Origin of the sequence: Mangrovicoccus ximenensis, from assembly GCF_003056725.1 — a bacterium.
GTDB classification, from domain to species: domain Bacteria; phylum Pseudomonadota; class Alphaproteobacteria; order Rhodobacterales; family Rhodobacteraceae; genus Mangrovicoccus; species Mangrovicoccus ximenensis.
Map to the genome: position 1 here is coordinate 366,056 of NZ_QBKZ01000002.1, position 22,628 is coordinate 388,683.

Annotated in this window: 18 protein-coding genes and 2 pseudogenes; 9 read left to right on the top strand and 11 right to left on the bottom strand. The window is 67.4% G+C overall.

The features are described 5' to 3' along the window. Window positions 1-33: 33 nt before the first annotated feature. The gene (locus C7T91_RS08215; protein ID WP_108258814.1) at window positions 34-1,170 is read right to left on the bottom strand and encodes an ABC transporter substrate-binding protein; all 1,137 of its coding nucleotides are present in this window, start codon (window positions 1,168-1,170) and stop codon (window positions 34-36) included. Between the two features lie 243 nt (window positions 1,171-1,413). On the opposite strand from C7T91_RS08215, the pseudogene C7T91_RS35155 reads away from it, so the two are divergent. Beyond that, window positions 1,414-1,701: pseudogene (locus tag C7T91_RS35155) on the top strand (class I SAM-dependent methyltransferase); the annotation flags it as partial. Between the two features lie 111 nt (window positions 1,702-1,812). On the opposite strand, the pseudogene C7T91_RS08225 reads toward C7T91_RS35155, so the two are convergent. The 6 genes and pseudogenes from C7T91_RS08225 to C7T91_RS08250 all read right to left on the bottom strand — a co-directional run. Continuing rightward, a pseudogene (locus C7T91_RS08225) lies at window positions 1,813-2,895 on the bottom strand (L-serine ammonia-lyase); the annotation flags it as partial. A gap of 4 nt (window positions 2,896-2,899) precedes the next feature. Continuing rightward, window positions 2,900-4,168 carry a serine hydroxymethyltransferase gene (gene glyA, locus C7T91_RS08230; protein WP_108258815.1) on the bottom strand — a complete coding sequence of 423 codons (1,269 nt, stop codon included), beginning with the start codon at window positions 4,166-4,168 and terminating at the stop codon, window positions 2,900-2,902. A gap of 16 nt (window positions 4,169-4,184) precedes the next feature. Further along, a complete protein-coding gene (locus tag C7T91_RS08235; protein ID WP_108258816.1) occupies window positions 4,185-4,739 on the bottom strand; it encodes a sarcosine oxidase subunit gamma in 555 nt (184 codons plus the stop codon). A gap of 17 nt (window positions 4,740-4,756) precedes the next feature. Next, entirely contained in the window at window positions 4,757-7,747 is a 2,991-nt protein-coding gene (locus C7T91_RS08240; protein WP_108258817.1) for a sarcosine oxidase subunit alpha, read from the bottom strand. Then, the gene (locus C7T91_RS08245; protein ID WP_108258818.1) at window positions 7,744-8,046 is read right to left on the bottom strand and encodes a sarcosine oxidase subunit delta; all 303 of its coding nucleotides are present in this window, start codon (window positions 8,044-8,046) and stop codon (window positions 7,744-7,746) included. The genes C7T91_RS08240 and C7T91_RS08245 overlap by 4 nt, the downstream gene beginning before the upstream one ends. 11 nt (window positions 8,047-8,057) lie before the next feature. Beyond that, window positions 8,058-9,311, bottom strand: coding sequence for a sarcosine oxidase subunit beta family protein (locus tag C7T91_RS08250; protein WP_108258819.1), 1,254 nt, complete (start codon window positions 9,309-9,311; stop codon window positions 8,058-8,060). A 97-nt stretch (window positions 9,312-9,408) separates the two neighbouring features. Here C7T91_RS08250 and C7T91_RS08255 point away from each other — a divergent pair, with 97 nt between their 5' ends. Together C7T91_RS08255 and C7T91_RS08260 are read left to right on the top strand one after the other, a co-directional pair. Then, the gene (locus C7T91_RS08255; protein ID WP_108258820.1) at window positions 9,409-10,443 is read left to right on the top strand and encodes a GlxA family transcriptional regulator; all 1,035 of its coding nucleotides are present in this window, start codon (window positions 9,409-9,411) and stop codon (window positions 10,441-10,443) included. A 73-nt stretch (window positions 10,444-10,516) separates the two neighbouring features. Next, window positions 10,517-10,879 carry a Rieske (2Fe-2S) protein gene (locus tag C7T91_RS08260; RefSeq protein WP_108258821.1) on the top strand — a complete coding sequence of 121 codons (363 nt, stop codon included), beginning with the start codon at window positions 10,517-10,519 and terminating at the stop codon, window positions 10,877-10,879. Window positions 10,880-10,901: 22 nt separating this feature from the next. On the opposite strand, the gene C7T91_RS08265 is transcribed toward C7T91_RS08260, so the two are convergent. Beyond that, on the bottom strand, window positions 10,902-12,158 hold the full coding sequence (locus C7T91_RS08265; protein ID WP_108258822.1) for an amidohydrolase/deacetylase family metallohydrolase: 1,257 nt from the start codon (window positions 12,156-12,158) through the stop codon (window positions 10,902-10,904). 248 nt (window positions 12,159-12,406) lie between these two features. Here C7T91_RS08265 and C7T91_RS33395 point away from each other — a divergent pair, with 248 nt between their 5' ends. Then, window positions 12,407-15,745, top strand: a complete 3,339-nt coding sequence (locus C7T91_RS33395; protein ID WP_236638097.1) for a hypothetical protein — start codon at window positions 12,407-12,409, stop codon at window positions 15,743-15,745. A gap of 93 nt (window positions 15,746-15,838) precedes the next feature. On the opposite strand, the gene C7T91_RS08275 is transcribed toward C7T91_RS33395, so the two are convergent. After that, window positions 15,839-16,477: a TetR/AcrR family transcriptional regulator gene (locus C7T91_RS08275; protein ID WP_108258823.1), complete on the bottom strand. Its 639-nt coding sequence runs from the start codon at window positions 16,475-16,477 to the stop codon at window positions 15,839-15,841. Between the two features lie 226 nt (window positions 16,478-16,703). Between C7T91_RS08275 and C7T91_RS38405 the strand changes: the two genes are divergently transcribed. The 4 genes from C7T91_RS38405 (at window position 16,704) to C7T91_RS31445 (ending at window position 19,448) form a co-directional block, all read left to right on the top strand. After that, window positions 16,704-17,186, top strand: a complete 483-nt coding sequence (locus tag C7T91_RS38405; RefSeq protein WP_330848827.1) for an efflux RND transporter periplasmic adaptor subunit — start codon at window positions 16,704-16,706, stop codon at window positions 17,184-17,186. Beyond that, the gene (locus C7T91_RS38410; RefSeq protein WP_108258825.1) at window positions 17,111-17,518 is read left to right on the top strand and encodes a hypothetical protein; all 408 of its coding nucleotides are present in this window, start codon (window positions 17,111-17,113) and stop codon (window positions 17,516-17,518) included. The genes C7T91_RS38405 and C7T91_RS38410 overlap by 76 nt, the downstream gene beginning before the upstream one ends. 4 nt (window positions 17,519-17,522) lie before the next feature. Then, window positions 17,523-18,719, top strand: a complete 1,197-nt coding sequence (gene doeA / locus C7T91_RS08290) for an ectoine hydrolase DoeA (protein ID WP_108258826.1) — start codon at window positions 17,523-17,525, stop codon at window positions 18,717-18,719. A gap of 84 nt (window positions 18,720-18,803) precedes the next feature. Then, window positions 18,804-19,448 (top strand): hypothetical protein, encoded by a 645-nt coding sequence (locus C7T91_RS31445; RefSeq protein WP_145962810.1) that lies wholly within the window; start codon window positions 18,804-18,806, stop codon window positions 19,446-19,448. 30 nt (window positions 19,449-19,478) lie between these two features. Here C7T91_RS31445 and C7T91_RS08295 read toward each other — a convergent pair whose 3' ends face one another. Continuing rightward, entirely contained in the window at window positions 19,479-20,135 is a 657-nt protein-coding gene (locus C7T91_RS08295) for a glutathione S-transferase family protein (protein ID WP_108258827.1), read from the bottom strand. Between the two features lie 122 nt (window positions 20,136-20,257). On the opposite strand from C7T91_RS08295, the gene C7T91_RS08300 reads away from it, so the two are divergent. After that, window positions 20,258-21,460: a polyhydroxyalkanoate depolymerase gene (locus C7T91_RS08300; protein WP_236638098.1), complete on the top strand. Its 1,203-nt coding sequence runs from the start codon at window positions 20,258-20,260 to the stop codon at window positions 21,458-21,460. Between the two features lie 19 nt (window positions 21,461-21,479). Here C7T91_RS08300 and C7T91_RS08305 read toward each other — a convergent pair whose 3' ends face one another. After that, window positions 21,480-22,544: a hypothetical protein gene (locus tag C7T91_RS08305; RefSeq protein WP_108258829.1), complete on the bottom strand. Its 1,065-nt coding sequence runs from the start codon at window positions 22,542-22,544 to the stop codon at window positions 21,480-21,482. Window positions 22,545-22,628: the final 84 nt, after the last annotated feature.

Here is a 22,628-nt window from a genome sequence, read left to right on the forward strand (position 1 = left end):
CGGGCAGGGCGGCGCGGCGGCCGCCCGCCGGTTTCAGTTGGACGCGGCGCCGCCGAGCGACACCCAGTAGCCCGGGCGGTACGCCACCGGAAGGAAGCGCTCGTGCAGTTCCCTCAGCGTCGCTTCTGGGTCGAGATCGGCGAACAGATCGGGATGCAGCCAGGCGGCCAGCTGCTGGACCGCGACGAAGCTGTAGGGCGAGTTGTAGAACTGGTGCCAGATCGCGTGGACCTGGCCGGTTTCCGCCGCGCGCACGCCGGTGAAGCCGGGACGCTGCATCAGCGCGGAGAGCTTGCGCCGCGCCTCTTCCGCATCCGCGCCGGGACCGACGCCGACCCAGGCGCCGCCCGGGACATAGGCCTCCCAGTTGCCGCCGGTGGCGATGATCTGCTCGGGGTCCGAGGCGATGATCTGCTCGGCGCTGACCGTGCCGAAGGTGCCCGGGATGAAGGGCGCGGCCATGTTCTCGCCGCCCGCCAGCTCGACGAAGCGGCCGAAATTGCCGTGCCCGAAGGACATGCAGCATTCCTCGGAATAGCCCGCGGCGCGTTCCACGAAGGTCAGCGGCCGGTGCAGGTCCGGCTGCGCCTCGATCGCGCCGGTCACGCGCGCCATCTGCTCGGCGTAGAAGGCGTTGAATTCGGCGGCGCGGTCCTCCTTGCCGAAGAGCTTGCCGATGATCTCCATCGAGCGCGGCGTGTGCTCGAAGGGCTTCTCGCGGAAATCGACATAGACGATCGGAATGCCGAGCTTGGCCAGCGTCTCGTCATAGCCGGCCTCTTCGGTGGCGGCCTTGGCTTCGAGATTCATCAGCAGCACGCCGGGCTCGAGCGAAACCGCCTGTTCGACGTCGAACGTACCGTCCTTGAAGCCGCCGAAGGTCGGGATGCCGGCCAGTTCGGGGAATTTCGCGGCATAGGCGGCGTAGCTGTCCGGCGAGGCCTGCCGGAAATCGTCGCGCCAGCCGACCACGCGCCGGAACGGATCCTCGCGGTCCAGCACGGCGGCAAAGAAGATCTGGCGGCCCTCGCCGAGGATGACGCGCTCGACCGGCGCGTCCACCGTGACCTCGCGGCCGGCGATGTCGGTGAGGGTGAGGGGATCGGCTTGCACGAGGCTGGCTGCGGAAAGGATCAGGGCGGCGGTGCCGGAGAGGGCACGGAGGATCATGTCGGAAACCTTCGGTTGTGCAGGTGTGGCCGCCCTAGATTGTCCGATAGTTTCAGTCAACCTTTAAAGTTGACAGAAATAGTCGAAAAAGGGATGGCAGGCGCAAGCAACTTCCGGGGGATGCCGATGGCCGCGCCACGCCTTTCCAACCGCGATCTCCGCGACGAGATCCGCGACTACTGGTCCGACCGGGCCGCAAGCTTCGACGGTGATCCCGGCCACAGGATCGCGGAGGGCGCCGAGATGGCCGCCTGGCAGGCGCTGTTCCGGCGGCATCTGGGACCGGCCGCGGGGCGGCGGCTTCTCGACCTCGCCTCGGGAACCGGCGAGATCGCGCGGCTCTGCCGGGAGCTGGGCTTCGAGGTGACCGGGCTCGACTGGTCCGAGCCGATGCTGGCGCGGGCCCGCGCGAAGCTTCCCGGCGTTGCGTTCCTGCAGGCCGATGCCGAACGGACGATGCTGCCCGATGGCTGCATGGACGTGATCGTGACGGGGCACTTGGTCTGGACGCTGGTCGATCCGGCGGCGGCCTTCGCCGAGTGGCACCGCGTGCTGGCGCCGGGCGGGCAGCTCCTGCTGGTGGACGGCGATTTCGTCTCCCGCGGCTGGCTGGCCCGTGCATTGGCGCGGCTGTCGCCGCCGCGCCGAGCCGACCTCGCCCTGGCAGCCGACCTCGGCGCCCGAAATCGAGGCATTGTGCTTGATCAGCCCGCCGACCGCAGCCGCCACGATGATGTAGTCGCGCAGCCCGTCGCGGCTGGCGCCGACGCAATGGTCGAGATAGTAGCGCCCGACCGCCGGCACGACGCCGGCCGCGCCGTTCGTCGGCGCGGTGACGACCTTGCCGCCCGCCGCGTTCTCCTCGTTCACCGCCATGGCATAGACCGACATCCAGTCATTCGCCTGGTGCGGCTGCGCGAGGTTCAGCCCGCGTTCGCCCTGGAGCTTCTCGTGGATGCCTTTCGCGCGGCGGCGCACCTTGAGCCCGCCGGGCAGGATGCCCTCCTGGGTCAGGCCGCGTTCGATGCAGGCATTCATCGCGTCCCAGATCCGGTCGACGGCCGCATCGAGCCCCTGGCCGAGCATCACCGCCTCGTTGGCGCGCTTCATCTCGGCGATGGTTTTGCCGGAGGTCCGGCCCATCTCGAGCATCTCGGCGGCCGAGCCGAAGGGATAGGGGAAGGCATGCGCCACCTTCTCGTCATGCAGGTCCTGCGGACCGGCATGCTGCGCGGCAAGCTCCGCCTCGGTCAGCACGAAGCCGCCGCCGACGGAATAGTAGACCTGGCGGTGCCAGGGATTGCCGTGCCGGTCGAAGGCTTCCAGCACCATGCCGTTGGCATGGCCCGGCAGGCCCGGACCGTAGTCGAAGACCAGGTCGGTCTCCGGGTCGAAGGCGAGGGGCGGCAGCCCCTCGGCCCGGATTTCGCGCGCCTCGCGCACCCCGGCCTCGATCCCTTCGGCCGCATCGGGGTCCAGCGTCTCGGGGCGGCAGCCCGCGAGACCCAGGATCACCGCCCGGTCGGTGGCATGGCCCTTGCCGGTGAAGGCAAGAGACCCGTGCAGGCGGGCCTTGAGCGCGTGCAGCTCCCCGGAACCGGGGATCTGCTCCACGCCGCCCCTCAGATCGTCGAGGAAGCGGGCCGCGGCCACCATCGGCCCCATCGTATGCGACGAGGAGGGACCGATGCCGATCTTGAAGATGTCGAAAACCGAGAGGAACAAGGTCTTACCCGCCGTAGATCGGGAAGGCGTCGCAGAGCGCCTGGACCTCGGCCCGCACGGCGGCCTCGACGTCCGGGTTGCCCTCGGCATTCTCGGCCAGCGCGTCGATCACGCGCAGGATCAGCGAGCCGATCTGCTCGAACTCGGCCTCGCCGAAGCCGCGGGTGGTGCCCGCCGAGGTGCCCAGGCGGATGCCCGAGGTCACGAAGGGCTTTTCCGGGTCGTTCGGGATCGAGTTCTTGTTGCAGGTCAGGCCTGCCCGCTCGAGCGCGATCTCGGCCACCTTGCCGGTGACGCCCTTCGGCTGCAGATCGACCAGCACCATGTGGCAGTCGGTGCCGCCCGAGACGATGCCGAGGCCGCCGACGCGCAGCACATCGGCCAGCGCCTTGGCGTTCTCGATCACCTGGCCTGCATATTCCGCGAAGGAGGGCTGCAGCGCCTCGCCGAAGGCCACGGCTTTCGCCGCGATCACGTGCATCAGCGGACCGCCCTGGTTGCCCGGGAAGACGGCCGAGTTCAGCTTCTTGGCGATCGCCTCGTCATTGGTCAGGATGACGCCGCCGCGCGGACCGCGCAGGGTCTTGTGCGTGGTCGAGGTGGTGACATGGGCATGCGGCACCGGGTTCGGGTATTTGCCGCCCGCGATCAGGCCGGCATAGTGCGCCATGTCGACCATCAGGTAGGCGCCGATCTCGTCGGCGATCTTGCGGAAGCCTTCGAAATCGATGACGCGCGGATAGGCGGAGGCGCCGGCAACGATCAGCTTCGGCTTGGTTTCCAGTGCCTTCTCGCGCACCTTCTCCATGTCGATCAGGTGGGTGACCGGGTCGACCTCGTAGGAGACCACGTCGAACCACTTGCCGGACATGGTGACCGGCGAGCCGTGGGTCAGGTGGCCGCCATGGGCCAGCGACAGGCCCATGATGCGGTCGCCGGGCTGCAGCAGCGCCAGGAACACGGCCTGGTTCGCCTGGGCGCCGGAATGCGGCTGCACATTGGCGAACTCGGCGCCGAACAGCTGCTTGAGGCGGTCGATGGCCAGGGCCTCGACCTTGTCGACGAATTCGCAGCCGCCATAGTAGCGCTTGCCGACATAGCCTTCGGCATATTTGTTGGTCAGCACCGAGCCCTGCGCCGCCATCACGTCCGGGGACACGATGTTTTCCGAGGCGATCAGCTCGATCTGGGACTTCTGGCGGTGGAGCTCTTCGGCCACGGCCTCTGCGATCGCGGAATCGGTGATGCCCGCGGCGGGAAGTTGGTCGTACATGTGTGACTCCGTAGGGTCAGAGGGTCTCGGCGGCCAGTTCCCGGCAACCAATTTCAAGCAGGCCCAGCAGGTGCGGCGCAAAGCTGTGCCAGACATCCATGCGGAACTTCGTCGCGCCGTCGCGCCACAAGAGGACGGTCTGCCCGTCGAACAGCGTCCGGCGGCCTTCGCCTTCGGCGATGCTTTCCGGGTCGCGCGCCATGCCGAGACAGAGCAGGTCCAGGACGCGCGGACCGTCGATGGCGACGGTGGTCTCGCGGGCGGAGACATCCACCAGGCTGTGGGGATGCGCGTCATAGACAGCAGCCGCGGCAGCGACCACCGAAGCGACGTTCTCCGGCGCGGTCAGCAGCACCCATTCGTCCGGGCCGAGGCAGAGCGCCTCGATCCCGTTGTCCTGGGAGCGGCCGCCGATCTTCCCCGGAAGGGAAAGACCGAGCGCGCCCTCGATTGCGCCGAGCTCGCCGCGGGCCCGCAGGCTCAGGCGGCCCGGAGCGGCGGTGACGGTGACCCGTGCGGCGGCGGTATCCGCCAGCGTGCCCGGGGTCAGGATATTGGCATGTGCAGTCATCGGTCCTTGCCTCCGGATCAGATCTTCAGCTTGGCGTTCTCGGGATCGTAGAACACGGTCCCGGTGATCTTGGCGGCGATGGTCCGGTCGGGCATCGGGATGTGGACGGTTTCGCCCATCCGGTCATGCCCGCCCTCGACCAGCGCCAGGGCGATCGGACGCCCGGTCGTGCCGGTGTCGTAGGACGACGTCACGTGTCCGACCATCTTCATCGGCACGGGCTGGGCCGGATCGAAGACGATCTGGGCGCCTTCCTCCAGCTTGGAGCCGTCCTCGGTCAGCAGGCCGACAAGCTGCTTGCGGCCCTTGGCGGTGAGGTCCGGACGCGCCAGGCCCCGCTTGCCGACGAAGTCGGGCTTCGCCTTGCCGATGGCCCAGGCCATGCCCGCATCGTCCGGGGTGACCGTGCCGTCGGTGTCCTGGCCGACGATGATGTAGCCCTTCTCGGCGCGCAGGACGTGCATCGTCTCGGTGCCATAGGCGGTGATGCCGTACTGCTCGCCCGCCTTCCAGAGGGTCTCCCACAGCTGGCGGCCCATCGGTGCCGGGACGTTGACCTCGAAGCCGATCTCGCCGGTGAAGCTGACGCGGAAGAGGCGCGCGGGCATGCCCGCCACGGTGCATTCCACGCAGGACATGTGCGGGAAGGCTTCCTCGGTCAGTTCGACGCCCTCGACCAGCGGAGCCAGCAGCTTGGCGGCGTTCGGGCCGTTCAGCGCGATGGTCGACCACTGTTCGGTCGTCGAGGTCAGCCACACGTTCAGGTCCGGCCACTCGGTCTGGAGGTAGTCCTCCATCATGTTCAGGACGCGTGCCGCACCGCCGGTGGTGGTGGTGACGTGGAACTTGTCCTGGCCCATGCGGCCGATCACGCCGTCGTCGCGGATGAAGCCGTCATCGCCCAGCAACAGGCCGTAGCGGCAGCGGTTCACGCCGAGCTTGGTCCACGGGTTGGTGTACATGCGGTTCATGAACTCGACCGCATCCGGACCCACGACCTCGATCTTGCCCAGCGTCGAGGCGTCGAAGATGCCCACGGAGGAACGGGTCGCGGCGCATTCGCGGGCCACGGCCTGGTCCATCGTCTCGCCGGCCTTCGGGAAGTACCAGGCGCGGCGCCACTGGCTGACCGGCTCGAACACGGCGCCGTTCTCGGCGGCCCAGCTGTCGATGCGGGTCTTGCGGGTCACTTCGAAATGGCCGCCGCGGTGATAGCCCGCGAAGGCGCCGAAGGTGGTCGGCGTGTAGGGCGGCCGGAAGGTGGTCAGGCCGACCTGCGGCTGCTTGCGGCCGAGCGCGTCGGAGGCGATGTTCAGGCCGTTGATGTTGGACATCTTGCCCTGGTCGGTCGCCATGCCGTTGGTGGTGTAGCGCTTGACGTGCTCGATCGACTTCATGCCTTCGCGCACGGCCAGGCGCAGGTCCTTGGCGGTCACGTCGTTCTGGTAGTCGACGAAGGCCTTCGCCTTGCCCGGGCTCAGGTCGGTCGGCAGCTCCTTGTGCGAGACGCCGGTGCCGGTGCGGTCGTTCTTGACCGCCGGAACCGCCGCGATCGCGGAACGGCCGAGCGCCTCGACGGCCTGCTGGCCCTTCTCGGCCCCGTCCGCCAGAGCGGCGGCGATGCCCCAGAGGCCGCGGCCCGCGCCAGCGATGACGCAGTCTTCCGGCGTGTAGTCGGGCAGGAAGGTGGTGCGGTCGTCATCCCAGGCCAGCTTGCCCTGGGTGTGCGAGAACAGGTGCAGCGACGGGGTCCAGCCGCCGGACATCAGCAGCGCGTCGCAGGAGATGGTCTCCGGCGCGCCGACCTTGCCCGACTGCATCGGGTTGACGCGGACCGACTTGACGCGCAGGCGGCCTTCGGTGCCGGTGGCGGTGTAGCCGGCCAGCACGCGGATGCCGCGCGATTTCGCGCCGTCCAGCAGTTCCTGGCGGATCTCGCTGCGGGTATCGACGATGGCCTGCACCTTGGCGCCCGCATCGGCGAGGTCGAAGGCGGAGAACCAGGCGCTGTCATGCGAGGTGACGACGGCGGGCGAGGTGCCGACCAGAACGCCGTAGCGGTTCAGGTAGGTCTGCGCCGAGCCTGCCAGCATCACGCCGGGGCGGTCGTTGCCGTGGAACACCAGCGGCTTTTCCAGCGCGCCCTGGGCGAGCACGACCTGCTTGGCGCGCATCCGCCACAGGCGTTCGCGCGGCGTGTCCTGCGGCAGGACCTCCAGATGGTCCGACAGCTTCTCGACGAGGCCGATCAGGTTCTGGTGGTAGTAGGCGATCGCCGTGGTGCGGGTCATGATCTTGACGCCCGCCGCCTTCAGCGCAGCCAGCTCGGAGGACAGCCAGTCCCATGCCGGCTTGCCGTCGATCACGGCCTGCGGTTCGCTGAGCAGCGTGCCGCCCGCTTCGGCGTTCTCGTCCACGAGGACGACCTTCAGCCCCTCGACGGCGGCGGCACGGGCCGCGGCCAGGCCGGCAGGGCCCGAGCCGATGACCAGCACGTCGCAGAACGCGTTGCGCGAGGCATAGGTATCCGGGTCCTCTTCCTTCGGCGACACGCCGAGGCCGGCCGCGGCGCGGATGAAAGGCTCGTAGACCTTGTCCCAGAAGCTGCGCGGCCACATGAAGGTCTTGTAGTAGAACCCGGCCGAGAACATCATGTAGGCAGCGTCGTTGACCGCGCCCACGTCGAATTTCAGGCTCGGGAACTTGTTCTGCGAGTTGGTCTCGAGGCCTTCCCAGATCTCCTGGACGGTGGCGCGGGTGTTCGGCTCGAACCGGCCCGGGCCGCGGCGGGTGCCGATCAGCGCGTTGGGCTCTTCGGACCCGGCCGCCACGGCGCCGCGCGGGCGGTGGTACTTGAAGGAGCGGCCCATCAGGTGGATGCCGTTCGCCAGCAGCGCGGAAGCGACGGTGTCGCCCTTCGCGCCCTTGATGCGCTTGCCGTCGAAGGTGAAGCTCACCGGACGGGAGGTGTCGATGCGGCCGCGGCCGGAAACGCGATACTTGCTCATTTGCCGCCCTCCGTCAGGGTGTCCAGAGCGGGACGCGGGGCGCCCGCCTCATAGGTGGTCAGGAACTTGTCGGTGATGGTGTTGCGCGCGGCGTTGAAGAACCGTCCGCAGCCGTGCAGGTGGCGCCAGCGCTCGTAATGGACGCCCTTCACGTTGTCGCGCATGAACAGGTACTCGGCCCATTCCTCGTCGGACACGGCAGAGGGATTTTCCGGACGGGCAATATGGGCCTCGCCGGCATAGGCGAATTCGACCTCGGGCAGGGTCTCGCCGCAATAGGGGCAATGGATCAGCAGCATATCGGGTGTCCTTAGTGTGCCACGGCCGCGGCGGCGGCTTCGTCGATCAGGCGGCCGGTGCGGAAACGGTCGAGCGTGAACGGGGCGTTGATCGGGTGCGGTTCATCCTTGGCGATGGTCCAAGCGAAGACATGCGCCGAGCCGGGCGTTGCCTTGAAGCCGCCGGTGCCCCAGCCGCAGTTGACATAGAGGTTCTGCACCGGGGTCTTGCCGATGATCGGCGAGCGGTCCGGGGTGTTGTCGGTGATCCCGCCCCACTTGCGCAGCATGCGCATGCGGTTGAAAATCGGGAACACCTCGGAGATCGCCGCGATGGTGTGCTCGATCAGCGGCAGGCCGCCGCGCTGCGAGTAGGACACGTACTGGTCGGTGCCGGAGCCGATCACCAGCTCGCCCTTGTCGGACTGCGAGCAGTAGGCGTGCACCGCGTTCGACATCACCACGCAGGGGAAGATCGGCTTGACCGGCTCGGAGACCAGTGCCTGCAGCGGCATGGATTCCAGCGGCAGGCGGACATCCGCGGTCGCCATGACCTGGGTGTTGTGGCCCGATGCGGAAACGGCGACCTTCTTGGCCTTGATGAAGCCCTTGGCGGTCTCGACGCCCGCGACGGAGCCGTCGGCGTTGCGGCGGATCGCGGTCACGGCGCAGTTCTGGATGATGTCGACGCCGCGGGCGGCCGCGCCGCGGGCATAGCCCCATGCGACGGCGTCATGGCGTGCGGTGCCTGCGCGCTCCTGCAGGGCGCCGCCCATGACCGGGTAGCGCGCGTCCTTGGCGATGTTGATCGGCGGGCAGTATTCCTTGCACTCCTCCGGCGACAGCCAGCGGTTGTCGACGCCGTTCAGCCGGTTGGCATGGATGTGCCGCTTGAAGCTCTGCACGTCATGGACGTTGTGCGCCAGCATCAGAACGCCGCGGTTCGAGTACATGACGTTGTAGTTCAGCTCCTGCGACAGGGTCTGCCACAGGTCGACCGAGTGGTCGAACAGCCGCGCGCTCTCGTCATAGAGATAGTTCGAGCGGATGATGGTGGTGTTGCGGCCGGTGTTGCCGCCGCCCAGCCAGCCCTTGTCGATCACCGCGATGTTGGTGATGCCATGCTGCGTGGCCAGGTAATAGGCCGCCCCAAGACCATGGCCGCCGGCGCCGACGATAACCACGTCGTACTCGGCCTTGGGCTGCGACTCGGGCCATTGCTCGGTCCAGGCCTTGTGGCCGCCGAGGGCGTTCTTCACCAGGTTGAATGCGTTGAAGCGCGTCATGTCGGGGTAGCCTTCTACGGAGGAGTAGACGTGACCATAGTTCCCGGTGCAGAGTCGCGATTGGAGGAAAACGACAGCCGGAAAGCAGAATCGCGTCATGAAACCGTCGCATAGCCCGCCACGCAAGCGTTTGCGCGTCGCCTTCCTGCTGGCGGACCGCTTCACGCTGTCGGCCTTCGCCAATTTCGTCGACGTGCTGCGGCTCGCCGCGGACGAGGCCGACCAGTCGCGGCCGATCCTCTGCGACTGGAGCGTGCTGTCGGACACGATGGAAAATGTCCGCTCCAGCTGCGGCGTCCGGGTGGAGCCCGACCGGCGGCTGCGCGAGGCCGGCGAGTTCGACTACATCGTGGTCGTCGGCGGCATCATGGGCGACCGCGCGGCGCTGTCCGCGCCGATGCTGACCTTCCTCAAGGCGCGCGCCGCCCAGGGGGTGCCGGTGGCCGGTCTCTGCACCGGGGTGTTCATCCTGCAGGAGGCAGGCCTGCTTGCCGGATACCGCTGCTGCGTCAGCTGGTTCCACCACCAGGATTTCCTCGAGCGCTTCGAATCCGAGCGCCCGGTTTCCGACCAGATCTTCGTCGTCGACCGCGACCGGCTGACCTGCTCGGGCGGGCATGGCGCGGCGCATCTGGCGGCCTTCCTGGTGCAGCGCCATGTCGGCCAGTCGGCGGCGATCAAGAGCCTCAACATCATGATGATCGACGACGCGCTCGACGGCGAGCGGCCGCAGCCCGGACAGCTGCTCACCAAGCGCGCCAGCGACCCGCTGGTGCGCCGCGCGGTGCTGCGGATGCAGCAGCATATCGAGATGCCTCTGCCGGTCGGCGAGATCGCCGAGGCGCTCGGCGTCGCGCGGCGCACGCTGGAGCGGCGCTTTCTGGCAGATTTGCGTCAGACGCCGCTCAAGGTCTATCTCGACCTGCGGCTGGAGCGGGCACTGGTGCGGCTGCGCGAGACCGATGCCAGCGTCGCCGACATCGCGCTGGCCTGCGGCTTCTGCGACGCCTCCCACCTGACCCGCACGCTGCGCGCCGAGCGCGGCATCACCCCGGCCGAATACCGCCGCGCCCGCGCCGTGCCCTCGGACGACGCCATGGCGGTCGGCGTCTTCCTGCCGCCGCGCGCGTGACGCCGGAAACCTTGCAAGGCATTGCCATAAAATCTAAATTCATCGGGTGCATTGACCAAGAAAGGGCCGTGAGATGGCCGAGTTCCGCGATGTCCTGGCGCTTGATGCGCTGCCCGAGAACCGTGTGGTGACAGTCACGCTCGATGGCCATGTGATCGGCCTGGCGCTGCAGGACGGCGCGCCCCGCGCCTTCCAGAGCCTCTGCCCGCATGACAAGGCCTCGCTGAAAGACGGCAAGGTGGAGGGCTGCGAGATCCACTGCCCGCGCCATTTCGCGCGCTTCGACCTCGCCACCGGCAAGGTCTCGGCCGGCTGGAAGGTAAGCGACCTGAAGCTCTACCCGGCACGGATCGCCGGGGAGCGGGTGGAGGTCGATGCCGAAGCCGTCCGGCGGAACCCGCCGGACGGTGCGAAGAAGGTCTGGGACTTCACCTGAGCGCGGCGCCCGCGCCCGGATTTCAGGCCAGGACCGGCGGCGGGATCAGCGGCGAGTCCGCGTCGAACTTCTCGCCGTCCTTGAAGCACATCACCGGGCGGAACAGCTTGTCGGTCACCGCCTCGACGCCGGAATTGTCGAACAGCTTGAACCGCCCGTCGAGCAGCTCCAGCACAGAGATGTCGGCCGCGCGACCGACCTGCAGCGACCCAAGTTCGTCCGACTTGCCGAGCACCGTGGCCGGGTTCTCGGTCACGGTCGCGATGATGTCGGCCATCGACATGCCCAGCGTCAGGAGCTCGGTCATCGCCACGGTCAGGTTGAACGGCGCCGCGCCGAAGAACGGGTTCGACTCGCGGACGTCCTTCTCCAGCCCCTCGGGCGGCACGGTGACGTTGAAGCCGTGCATGTCGGCGCCCAGCGTGAAGGGCTTGATGCCGCTGTCGAGCACCTTCTTCGCCACTTCGAAGCTGAAATGCGAGCCATGGCCGACATCGACGCGCACGCCGCGGGCAATCGCCTCGAAGACGATCGGATGGACCTCGCCCTCTTCGGAGACGAAGCCGCCGGGATGGCGGGTGAAGGGATGGGCGAGCATGTCGCCCTCCTCCATGATCGGCACCAGCTCGCGGATCAGCTCGTCCGGGTCGGGCACCGGGCCTTCCTCGAGCGACGGCCAGAGCTGGCCGAGATGGATGTAGAGCGGCAGGCCAAGCTCCTTCGAGATCTGCTTGCCGATCTTGATGACCTCCATGCCCCAGCGCGACTGGCCGCCGATCTCGGCATGGGCCTTCACGCCGCGCACGATGTCGAGGTTCTCCTTCGCCACGCGGATCGTATGCTCGGCATTGACGCCGTGCGGCCCGTAGAGATCGGGGTACATGTGGCCCTCGAGCCCGCCGACCAGATAGGCCGAGATGAAGCAGTAGAGCTTGGTCTTGGAGCCATGGTCGAGATAATGCTTGAACCCGCCCAGCGTCATGCAGCTGGGCCCGCCCTGGTCGATGATCGTGGTCACGCCGGAGCGGACGCCGACCATGTCGGGGTTCAGGCCGAACTTGCCGGTGACATGCTGGTAGACATGGCCGTGAGTGTCGATCATCCCCGCCGTGACGATCTTGCCCGCGAGGTCGACCACCTCGGCGGCGCCTGGCTCGATCGACGGCTCGATGGCGGCGATCTTGCCGCCTGCGACCGCGATGTCGAACAGCCCGTCGCGGCCCGTCGCGGTGTCGATGACCCGTCCGCCCTTGAGGACGGTGTCGTATCCCTGTTTCATCTATGTACCTCTTGTCACTCGAAAACCTGGACGACCCCAGCCTGCCGAAAACCCTCAAGAAGCTGACAGGACAGGGAATTCATGCGTTTCCGTGGCATCTTCTTGAATTCATCAGTAGACTGACTAATCTGCGTTTTCAAGACAGGAAAGCTTATCATCAGGACAAGGTTGCCTTATGGAAGGACGCACATGACCCCTGCCCGCCGCACCGCACAGACCCTGCCGCTTTTTCCCGCAGGAGCCGCCGCATGAGCTTCTGGGAGGGCATTTCCCCGCATCTCGCCGCCTGCCTGCCGCTTTCGGAGGCCATTCCCGGGCTGCCCGAGCGGGTTCTGCTGCATGCCGGACCGGCCTTTTCCTCACCCGCCGCCTGCCCGCGCCCGGTGAGGAACGCCGCCGCCGCCGCCGCGCTGGCCGAGGGCTGGGCGGCGGCCGATCCCGGCACCGATCCGGCCCCCGCGCCGGTCGCGGGGATCGAGATCACCGGCACCGGCCAGGACGACACGCTGGCCGGCACCGGCGGCGACGACACGCTGACCGGCGGCGACGGCAACGACATCCTGATCGGCAATGGCGGCAATGACGTCTACCGCTTCTCGCTGCCCGGCATCACCGGCGGCGGCGGCTCGGCCGCCCTGCCCCAGAGCGGCAATTTCTTCGCCGATCCGGCCGCCGCCTACCTGAATTTCGGGCTCGGCTCCGGCTATGACCCGCTGGCGCGGATCTACGGGCTTGCCGAGGGCCAGACCCAGCAGGCGGTGAATGTCGGCTCGACCGCTTCCACCATCCTGATCGACGACCGCATCGAAGAGCTGAAAATCTCGGGCTACCTGACCTCGCTGACCGACATGGCCGAGGGCAGCTTCCTGATGCAGAGCCTCGGCGAGAACATCCGCGACAAGTACGGCATCCATGTGGCGGCCCATGCCGATCTCGCATCCGCCGAGTCCGACAAGGGGCTGACGCTGGCGCTGCGCGACGGCGCGGGCGGGCTGTCCTTCGAGATGAAGGTGCTGCTGTCGATCGCGGCAGGCGGCGGCGCGTCGGGCAGCGCGGCCGATTACGGGCTGCGCCTCGGCGGCTTCGACATGACCGGCGACGGCATGCTCGAAGTGCTGGCCGACGGCCGCGGCCAGACCGACATCCTGCGCTTCGAGGGCGAGATCGCCAAGCTGGCCTTCGACCATGTGCGCATCGCCAATACCGGCGCGGACACGACCTTTGCCGAGTACCAGGCGCAGCTCGACCATCTCGGCAGCCTGATCCAGGATTTCCGCGCCTCGACCCTGACCGACCCGTTCCGCAACGCGGTGACGGTGGCGCGCGACTATTTCTCGATGAGCCTGCTCGATGCCGGGCGCAGCTACGAGATCGACGAGACGGTGACCTGGTTCCGCATCGGCGGCACGCTCTATGACGCGACCGACACCACCTCGGAGACCGCCTTCGCCAATCTCGGCGCGCGCGCGGCGATCGAGGGCGGCTTCGGCCTGCATGTCGCCGCGATGACCGTGCCGGGCGACACCTCGGGCAGCGCGCGGGAACTGACGATCTACGACGCGGACGGCAATCTCTCGGCCGAATTCAAGGCGCTGCTGACGATCGCCGATGCCGGCGGCGCGGTGGGCAGCGCGACCGACCTGAATCTGCGGCTGGGCGCCTGGAGCGCCTCGGACAGCACGCTCGACCTCTATGTTGACGGCACCATCGCGACCGATCTGATCACGCTGAAGGGCGGGCTGGCCGCCGCGGCCCTGGCCTATCTGAATTCCGCGTCGAACGACCTCGACGTGCTCTTCCCGGCGGCGGTGGCCCCCGGGGCGGTGCTGCTTTACGGCGATGCGCTGAAATACAAGAATTTCGACCTCGGCGAGGGCTACGACCCGACCCAGCGGCTCTACGAGGCGGTGCGTCCGCAGCAGACGCTGGCCCTCGGCAACCAGGCGAGCACGGTCATCGTCGATGACAGCGTCACCAAGATCCGCCTGACCGGGCGGCTGACCGACACCAATGACGCCGAGGGCTTTGCCTCGAAGACCCTGGCCGAGAACATCGCCGAGGGCTACGGCATCCATGTCGCCGCCATGGCCGACATGGAGAACGGCGCGCGCGACAAGACCCGGGCGATCCGCATTCACGAGGCCGATGGCAGCCTGACCAAGGAAATGCAGGCACTGCTGTCGATCGCGGCCCGGGGCGGCGAGATCGGCACGGCACAGGATATCGGCATCCGCCTCGGCGACAGCGACCCGGCGGCCGGCTGGATGGAGATCCTGGTCGACGGCGTCGGGCAGACCGACGTGATCCGGCTGGACGGCGCCATCGCCGGGGAAGCGGCCCAGTACCTGGCCGGGGATACCGGCGCGGTTCTGGACCAGCTCCAGGCCGAATACGACGCGCTTGCCGCGAAATTCCAGGGCTTCATTCCCTCGACCCTCTACGATCCGTTCCGCTTCCGCCATGTGATCACGCGCGAGAAATTCGCCTTCGCGGTGACCGATGCCGCGCGCACCTACGCCTTCGACGAGACCGTGCAGACGATCAGCATCCGCGGCCGCCTGACCGACATCTTCGACACTTCCGAAGGCGGGTTCCGCGCCCAGAGCCTGCAGGAGAACATCGAGGACGGCTGGGGCATCCATGCGGTGGCCGCGCTGCTCGATCCGGTGGCAAGCAACCGCGAGAACAGCGAGATCGACATCTGGGACGATGCCGGCGGGCTCACCGTCGAGATGAAGGGCCTGCTGGCGATCGCCGCCGCGGGCGGGATGAACGGCGCATGGAACGATTACGGCCTGCGGCTGGAAATCCCGGCGGACGACCCCGGCGTGCTGCTGGTCTATGTCGACGGCACCCGCGCGACCGACATCCTCAAGATGACCGGAGCGCTGGCCGCGGCGGCGCTCGACTTCGTCAACTCGGCCGAATGCTCGGTCGAGGCGCTGTTCGGCTTCGCGCTGTCCGGCGAGCCTGCGGATGACGGCATCAGCGCCGATCCGACCCCGGAGGAGCTGCTCGGCGCCGCCAACGGCACCAATGTGACCGGGCTGGAATCCGGCTTCGGCCGGGACGAGATCCGCGGCTTCGACCTGGGCGACCGGATCGAGGTGGCGACCGCCGAAGGCCAGGCAACGCCGCTGGAAATCATCCATTCCGGCCGCGACACGATCCTGAAATTCGGCACTGCACGGAATAGCGAGATCACCATCAAGGGCTATTCGCTGGACCCATCCGAGATCTCATGGGACGGCACGATCTTCGTCATCACCGCGACCCAGACGGCGAATGCCTCCTTCGCGAAGGCCAAGCAGCTCCAGTCGGGCACGGCGGATGCGGATGTCTTCGACTTCGCCGCCGGCCCGGAGGGCTTCGGCCGCCAGCACCTGAACCATCTGGCCGGCGGCGACCAGGTGGAGGTTGCGGCGAGCCTCGAGGATTTCCTCGGCCTGCGCGTCGCGGACGGCAACTCGATCCTGCGCTTCGCCGATGCCGGGGGCGGCTGGAAGAGCGAGGTCGTGCTCTGGAACACCGAGATTTCCGCGGAGCAGCTGAGCTGGGCGGAGGATCACCTGACCGTGCTGGTCTGACGGACCGGCCGGGGCCCTCCGGGGCGGGTTTCCCTTGTGGGGAGGGAGGGAGCGCGGCGCAGCGATGCGCCGCGTTTTCCCGTTCGGCCCGGCTCAGGCGCGCAGCCCGTCGAGCGCGATGCCGATCGCGGTGCCGAACCGGCGGCGGCGTTCCTCGAGGCTCTGCTGGGTGCCCGGGTCCATCAGCTGCACCACCAGGTTCTGGTGGGTCATGTCGAGCAGGATCGCGGAGACAAGCTTGGTGTCGACCGGGCGGATCTCGCCCGACCGCAGCGAGCGCTCCAACTCGCCCTCGACGATCCCCAAGGCCCGCCGCCGCAGTTTCTGCATGAATTCGCGGGCCATTTCCGGCCGTGCCGGGGCCTCGGCGATGATGCAGCGGAAGATCTCCAGCGGCAGCGCGGTCGGGCATTCGACGCGCGGCTCGAGGATCAGCGCCAGCCGCTCGGCCAGCGGCAGGCCCCCGGCGCCTTCGGGAAGGTCTCGGATGAAGGTGCAGCCGACCTTGTCGAAATAGGCGGCGAACAGCGCGCCGCGATCCTCGAAGATTTCGTAGAGCGTGCGCTTCGACATGCCCGCGCGCCGCGCCACCTCCGCCATGGTCAGGCTGCCTGCGCCGCCTTCCTCGTAGACCAGGTCGAGCGCATCGAGCACCTGGGCGCGCCGGGCCTCGTGCCCCAGCGCCGCCGGCCGCCCGCGGCGGCGTCCCTTGCCGCAAACCGCAATCTCCACAGAACCTCCTCCATTCCCCTGTCATGTCACGGCAACGTGATGCGTGACCCGGCTGCATCACCAGCCGCAGCAGGCTTGCCAAAAGGGGTACGCCGCATTTATGAAACCGTCTAGTTTCGTAATTCAAGATCAGGGGCCGCGCAAGGTTCCCGCACGCGGAGTGCCAGACATGTGTTCCACTCGAATTTTCCGTCCTCTCCCGGCCCTTGCGCTTGCATTCTGCGCCTTGGCCCTGCCCGCAGCGGCCCAGCAGGGCGGCGGACAGCCGCCCGCGCCGGTGACCGTGGTCACGCTGGAGCCGCAGGAAATCACCCTGACCTCCACCCTGCCCGGCCGGGTCGTCGCCTCTGCGGTGGCCGAAGTGCGCCCGCAGGTGGCCGGCATCATCACCGAACGCCATTTCGCCGAGGGCAGCCATGTCGAGCAGGGCGACCTGCTCTACACGATCGATCCCGCCACCTATGACGCCGCCGTGAAGCAGGCCAAGGCCTCGGTCTCGGCCGCCGAAGCCGCGCTGGCCGCGACGCAGCGCGACGAGAAGCGGGTGACCGAGCTGCTCGACCGCCGCGTCGGCACCCAGCAGGCGGTGGACGACGCCCGCACCGCGCCGCCCCCGGCCTCGCGGTCCGCGCCGTGGCGGACCCGGCCGAGGCAGCGGCCTTTGCGGACATCATCGTCACCACCACCCCCGCGTCCGAGCCGATCCTGATGGCGGACTGGCTGCGCCCGGGGCAGCATGTGACGGCGATGGGCAGCGACCAGGCCGGGAAGGGCGAGCTCGACCCGGCTTGCCTTGGCCGCGCCGGCCTTTACGTTGCTGACAGGGTCGCCCAGACCCGCAAGATGGGCGAGCTGCGCGCCGCGCTGGAGGCCGGGACCATCGCCGATGACGGGAGCATTCCCGAACTGGGCGACGTGATCACAGGCCGCCATCCCGGCCGCCGCGCGCCCGACGAGATAACGATCGCCGACCTGACCGGGACCGGCGTGCAGGATACCGCGATTGCCACCAGGGCGCTTGCCGCCTTCGACCAGGACTGAGCCGATGAACAAGCTGCAGAGAACGCCGGAACGCTACACGACCGAGGAATACGAGGCGCGGCTGGTCAAGATCCGCGCCCGGATGGAACGCGAGGGCTATGACCTTCTGATCCTCTCGGACCCGTCCAACATGGCCTGGGTCGCGGGCTATGGCGGCTGGTCCTTCTATGTCCATCAATGCGTGATCGTCGGCCCGCATGGCGCGCCGGTCTGGTTCGGCCGCGGCCAGGACGCCCAGGGCGCCTACCGCACCGTCTGGATGCAGCGCGACCGGGTGATCGGCTATCCCGACCATTACGTCCAGTCGACCGAACGCCACCCGATGGAATACCTCTGCGCGAAGCTGAAGGAATTCGGCTGGGACAAGGGCCATATCGGCGTCGAGATGGACAATTACTGGTATTCGGCGCGGGCGCATGAACGCCTGACCTCCGGGCTGCCGGATGCGACCTTCAAGGATGCCACCGGCTTCATCAACTGGCAGCGCGCGGTGAAATCCGAGAAGGAGCTCGACTACATGCGCTCGGCCGCGCGGCTGGTCGAGCGCCAGCACCGCCGGATCGCCGAGAAGGTCGAGGTCGGCATCCGCAAATGCGACCTGGTGGCGGAAATCTACGATGCCGGGCTGCGCTATGACGACTGGGAGGGCCATGGCGGCGACTACCCGGCGATCGTGCCGCTCCTGCCCTCGGGGCCGGATGCCGCCGCGCCGCACCTGACCTGGGACGATCTGCCGATGAAGCCCGACGAGGGCACGTTCTTCGAGATCGCCGGCTGCTACCAGCGCTACCACGTGCCGCTGTCGCGCACGATCTACCTGGGCAAGCCGCCGGGCCATATCCTCGATGCCGAGGCCGCGGTGCTCGAGGGCATGGAAGCCGGGCTCGAGATGGCGAAGCCCGGCAATACCTGCGAGGACATCGCGATCGCCTTCTTCCGGGCGCTGGAACGCCACGGCATCGAGAAGGAAAACCGTACCGGCTATTCCATCGGCCTGAGCTACCCGCCCGACTGGGGCGAGCGCACCATGTCGCTGCGCCGGGGCGACCGGACGGTGCTGCAGCCGGGCATGACCTTCCATTTCATGACCGGCCTGTGGATGGACAGCTGGGGCTACGAGACCACCGAGTCGATTGCCATTACCGAGCACGACCCCGAGATCTTCTGCAACATCCCGCGCAAGATGCTGATCAAGGACTGACAGATCCTTGGCAACCTTTCGTTAAACGTTTTTGCGAAAGCTCCCGGCAGCGGGATGGCCCGTAATGACCGGGAGCTGGCGAGAATGGGCAGGTTGAATTGCGGCGTGACGACGGCGGCTGAGATGGCGAGAAAGGCGAGGATATGCCCGAAAGTCTTTCGTTCTGCCCTGCGCAGGGCGGCATTTTCCTGGCACATGCACAACGACAGGTGGACGGTTCCGACTGGAAGCGGACAGCAACGCGACATGCAGGGCGTTCTAGACAAGATCGTTTGCAGAGCGCCTGCGGTGACGCCGGATCGTTTAAGCAGGCGAAATGATCGCGACGAAACATGGGTTATCGACCAGTGTGATCTCTTGCTTGGATGCAAGGCCTGGCGTCAGCACCGCTTTGCCTTTCTTAGGGGAGATGTTGGGGCAAACGGCCGATCTGCAAGTTTGCCCGTGGACGCATTCTATCAAGAATTAAGCCTCGTGATAGAGTACAATGAGCTTCAGCATAGCTACGAAGTACCTTTCTGGGACCGAAAGCAGACGATCTCTGGATTGTCACGGGGCGAGCAACGTCGCCGCTACGATGAGCGTCGGCGCACGGTACTTCCTGTCCATGGTGTCAATCTTCTGGTCATTGATGTTGAAGAACTCGACCAAGATGGACGTGGCAAGCTTCAACGCACAGAAAAATCGCGCCAAGCCATTGAGGCGCGACTGCTCGGATACATCTCCTGATTTCATCCGTACGACGAAGAACGTCCGGTCTCAGAACTCGACTTCGAGCTCGGCCATCTCGTCGGGCTCGGCCTTGGCGGCGTCTTCCCATTCCTGCATCGGCGCCCAAGCGAAGATCGTGTCGCAATAGGCCTGCAGCTTCGGCTCCAGCTCCACCGCATAGGTTCGGAACCGGGTGCAGACCGGGGCGAACATCGCATCCGCCACCGAAGGCGCCGCGCCGAACAGGAACGGCCCGCCATAGCTGTCGAGGCACTGGCTCCAGATTTCCTTGACATGGGCGATGTCGGGGCGGGCGCCGGAGAAGACCTTGAACTTGGCGTGGCGCGCCTTGATGTTCATCGGCAGCGCCGAGCGCAGGTTGAAGAAGCCCGAATGCATCTCGCCCGAGATCGCCCGGCAATGCGCGCGCGCCTTGCGGTCTTCGGGGAACATGCCCGCGTCCGGAAACGTGTCGTGCAGGTAGTTGGCGATGGCGAGCGTGTCCCAGACCTCGACCCCGTCATGCGCCAGCCGCGGCACGCGCACCGTCGGCGACAGCAGAAGCAGCTCCTGGCGGGTGTCCGGATCGTCCATCGAGACCGGCTTTTCCTCGAAATCAAGTCCCGCAAGCTTGCACAGCAGCCAGCCGCGCAGCGACCAGGATGAGTAATTCTTGGAAGAAATAGTCAAAGTCGCCTGAGCCATGGCCGGGTTCCCCGCGTTTCATGCCGCACTGCAAATAATACTGTCGCAGCGCAGCGAAACATGCACTAACTTTTTTCTGCGAACATGCTGCGACAAGGCAGGGGGCAGGCACGATGCTGTACATGGGTTACCAATTCCAGGATGACGTGATCGCGCCGGTCCGGATGATGGCACGGAACCTGCGCCTGGGCGGCACGCCCTGGGGGCAGATGCTCAACGGCACCGCGCAGTATTTCGATGCCGCGATGGAGATGGTGTCGCGCTTCCAGCTGACCCATGCCAGCCCGCCCTTCGGCATCCACAAGGTCCGCACCGGCAATGTCGATGCGACCGTCACCGAGGAGGTGGCGATGTCGCTGCCCTTCGGGCGGCTCCTGCATTTCCGCAAGGACATCGATACGCCGCAGCCGCCGATCCTGGTGGTGGCGCCGCTCTCGGGGCATTTCGCGACGCTCCTGCGCGGCACGGTCGAGGTGCTGCTGCGCGACCACGACGTCTATATCACCGACTGGGCCAATGCCCGCGACGTGCCGCTCTCGGCCGGGAGTTTCGGCGTCGAGGACTATGTCGAGTACGTCATCAAGTTCCTCGAGCATATCGGCCCGGGCTCGAACATCCTGGCGGTCTGCCAGCCCTGCGTGCAGGCGCTCGCGGCGGTGGCGGTGATGTCTGAGGACAACAACCCCGCGACGCCCGTGTCCATGACGCTGATGGCCGGGCCGATCGACGTGCGCGAAAGTCCGACGGTGGTCAACGACCTCGCCAACGAGAAGCCGATGGAGTGGTTCGAGACCAATGTCATCGCGCGGGTGCCGTCGCGCTATGCCGGGGCGGGGCGCAAGGTCTATCCGGGCTTCGTGCAGCTCACCGCCTTCATGGCGATGAACATGGAGCGCCATCAGGACCAGCACCGGAAGCTGTTCGGCCACCTGTCGAAGGGCGAGTTCCGCGAGGCGGAGAAGATCAAGGAATTCTACGACGAGTATTTCGCCGTGCTCGACCTGACGGCGGAATTCTATCTCGAGACGATCGAGCGGATCTTCCAGAAGGCGGAGCTGGCGACCGGGGAATTCACCTATCGCGGCCGCAAGGTGAAGCCGGCCGCGATCCGGCGCACGGCCCTCCTGACCGTCGAGGGCGGGCGCGACGACATCTGCGCGCTCGGCCAGACCACGGCGGCCCATGAACTCTGCTCTTCGCTGCGGCCGCATCTGAAGCGGCACCACCTGCAGGCCAATGTCGGCCATTACGGCGTGTTCAACGGCCGCCGCTGGGAGAACGAGATCTACCCGCAGGTCAGGAACCTGATCCTCGCCATGGAGTGATCCCGGGCCGGGCCCCGGTTCAGCCCGCCGCGGCGGCCTGCCTGCGTGCGGCCAGCGCGGTCTCGCGCTCGTAGACATGCCACAGATAGAGCCGGACCAGCTTCTCGGTCGCGCCGGGAAAGCGGCCCGAGATCCGGTGCGTTTCGAGAAGCCGGTCGAGCGGCGCCAGGTCGATTCCGGACAGGTCCGCCATGTAGCCCTCCAGCGCCGCCCGGTCGGACGGGGCGTCCGCGGCGGCGGCAGGGAAATCGATGCCGAAATGCCCGGCGACATAGCTGGTCTCGGAGGCGTCGGCGAGCGCGCCCAGCCACTCCGCCGCGATCGGGCGCGACGGGTAGGCGGCCGCCAGTTCGCGGCCCATCGCCATGCGCGCCTGCATCAGCACCCGGTCGCCGGCCGAAAGCGGCATCACCCGGTTGAAATGGTAGAGCAGCTTGGCCGCTGTCTCGCCCAGCCCTTCGTTCAGGCTGGTGCGCGCCATCCGCGCCAGGTCGAGCCCGAGCACGGTGGCGAAATCCTCCACCGCATCGCCGCCCGCCAGCTTGCCGCGGGAGAACTCCCGGACCTCCAGCGTGGTGACGCGGGCATCGGTGCGGAACGCCTCCAGCCGCATCCGGTAGCCGGGGCTGCAATGCGCCGGAAGCTGCGCCATGCCGCCGGTGATGCGTTGCTGGAAGGCGGAAGCGGCGTAGCTGCCGGGCGCGCGCAGATAGCAAAGCACATGGATTTTCGGCACCCGCGCGGCGAAGAAGTCGACCAGCGCGGTCTTGTCGGCCGGATCGAGGATGCTGATGTCCTCGCCCGAGATCAGCAGCCGCCTGCGGTCCGTGCGGGCGAGCTGTGCATCGAGCATCTCCAGATAGGAGCTGCGGCGCTTCTCGATCTGCTCCGGGCCGAGGCCGAAGCTGCGCCAGTAATGGTACTTGGCGCGGTTTGCGGAAAAGGCGGTGTAGAGCGGGGCGGAATGGTTGGGGATCTCCAGATCCGCCTGGACCGTGTCGCCGTCGTCATAGCCGAGGATCGCCGACTGGATCGAGGTCGTTCCGGTCTTGTGCATGCCGATATGCAGCAGGACTTCGTCCATGGTCTTCCACTCCCCGGGGCCGCCCTCCGGCCAGGCAGGGCCGGTTCCGGCATCCTAGCCGGGCCGATGCGCGGGAAGAAGCGG

Coding starts and splice junctions, on each gene's coding strand:
- C7T91_RS08255 (WP_108258820.1), top strand. CDS start 9,409: ATGAAACCGTCGCATAGCCCGCCACGCAAGCGTTTGCGCGTCGCCTTC.
- doeA (WP_108258826.1), top strand. CDS start 17,523: ATGAACAAGCTGCAGAGAACGCCGGAACGCTACACGACCGAGGAATAC.
- C7T91_RS08235 (WP_108258816.1), bottom strand. CDS start 4,739: ATGACTGCACATGCCAATATCCTGACCCCGGGCACGCTGGCGGATACC.
- C7T91_RS08215 (WP_108258814.1), bottom strand. CDS start 1,170: ATGATCCTCCGTGCCCTCTCCGGCACCGCCGCCCTGATCCTTTCCGCA.
- C7T91_RS33395 (WP_236638097.1), top strand. CDS start 12,407: ATGAGCTTCTGGGAGGGCATTTCCCCGCATCTCGCCGCCTGCCTGCCG.
- glyA (WP_108258815.1), bottom strand. CDS start 4,168: ATGTACGACCAACTTCCCGCCGCGGGCATCACCGATTCCGCGATCGCA.
- C7T91_RS08250 (WP_108258819.1), bottom strand. CDS start 9,311: ATGACGCGCTTCAACGCATTCAACCTGGTGAAGAACGCCCTCGGCGGC.
- C7T91_RS08305 (WP_108258829.1), bottom strand. CDS start 22,544: ATGGACGAAGTCCTGCTGCATATCGGCATGCACAAGACCGGAACGACC.
- C7T91_RS31445 (WP_145962810.1), top strand. CDS start 18,804: ATGGGCAGGTTGAATTGCGGCGTGACGACGGCGGCTGAGATGGCGAGA.
- C7T91_RS08300 (WP_236638098.1), top strand. CDS start 20,258: ATGGGTTACCAATTCCAGGATGACGTGATCGCGCCGGTCCGGATGATG.
- C7T91_RS08240 (WP_108258817.1), bottom strand. CDS start 7,747: ATGAGCAAGTATCGCGTTTCCGGCCGCGGCCGCATCGACACCTCCCGT.
- C7T91_RS08260 (WP_108258821.1), top strand. CDS start 10,517: ATGGCCGAGTTCCGCGATGTCCTGGCGCTTGATGCGCTGCCCGAGAAC.
- C7T91_RS08245 (WP_108258818.1), bottom strand. CDS start 8,046: ATGCTGCTGATCCATTGCCCCTATTGCGGCGAGACCCTGCCCGAGGTC.
- C7T91_RS08295 (WP_108258827.1), bottom strand. CDS start 20,135: ATGGCTCAGGCGACTTTGACTATTTCTTCCAAGAATTACTCATCCTGG.
- C7T91_RS08265 (WP_108258822.1), bottom strand. CDS start 12,158: ATGAAACAGGGATACGACACCGTCCTCAAGGGCGGACGGGTCATCGAC.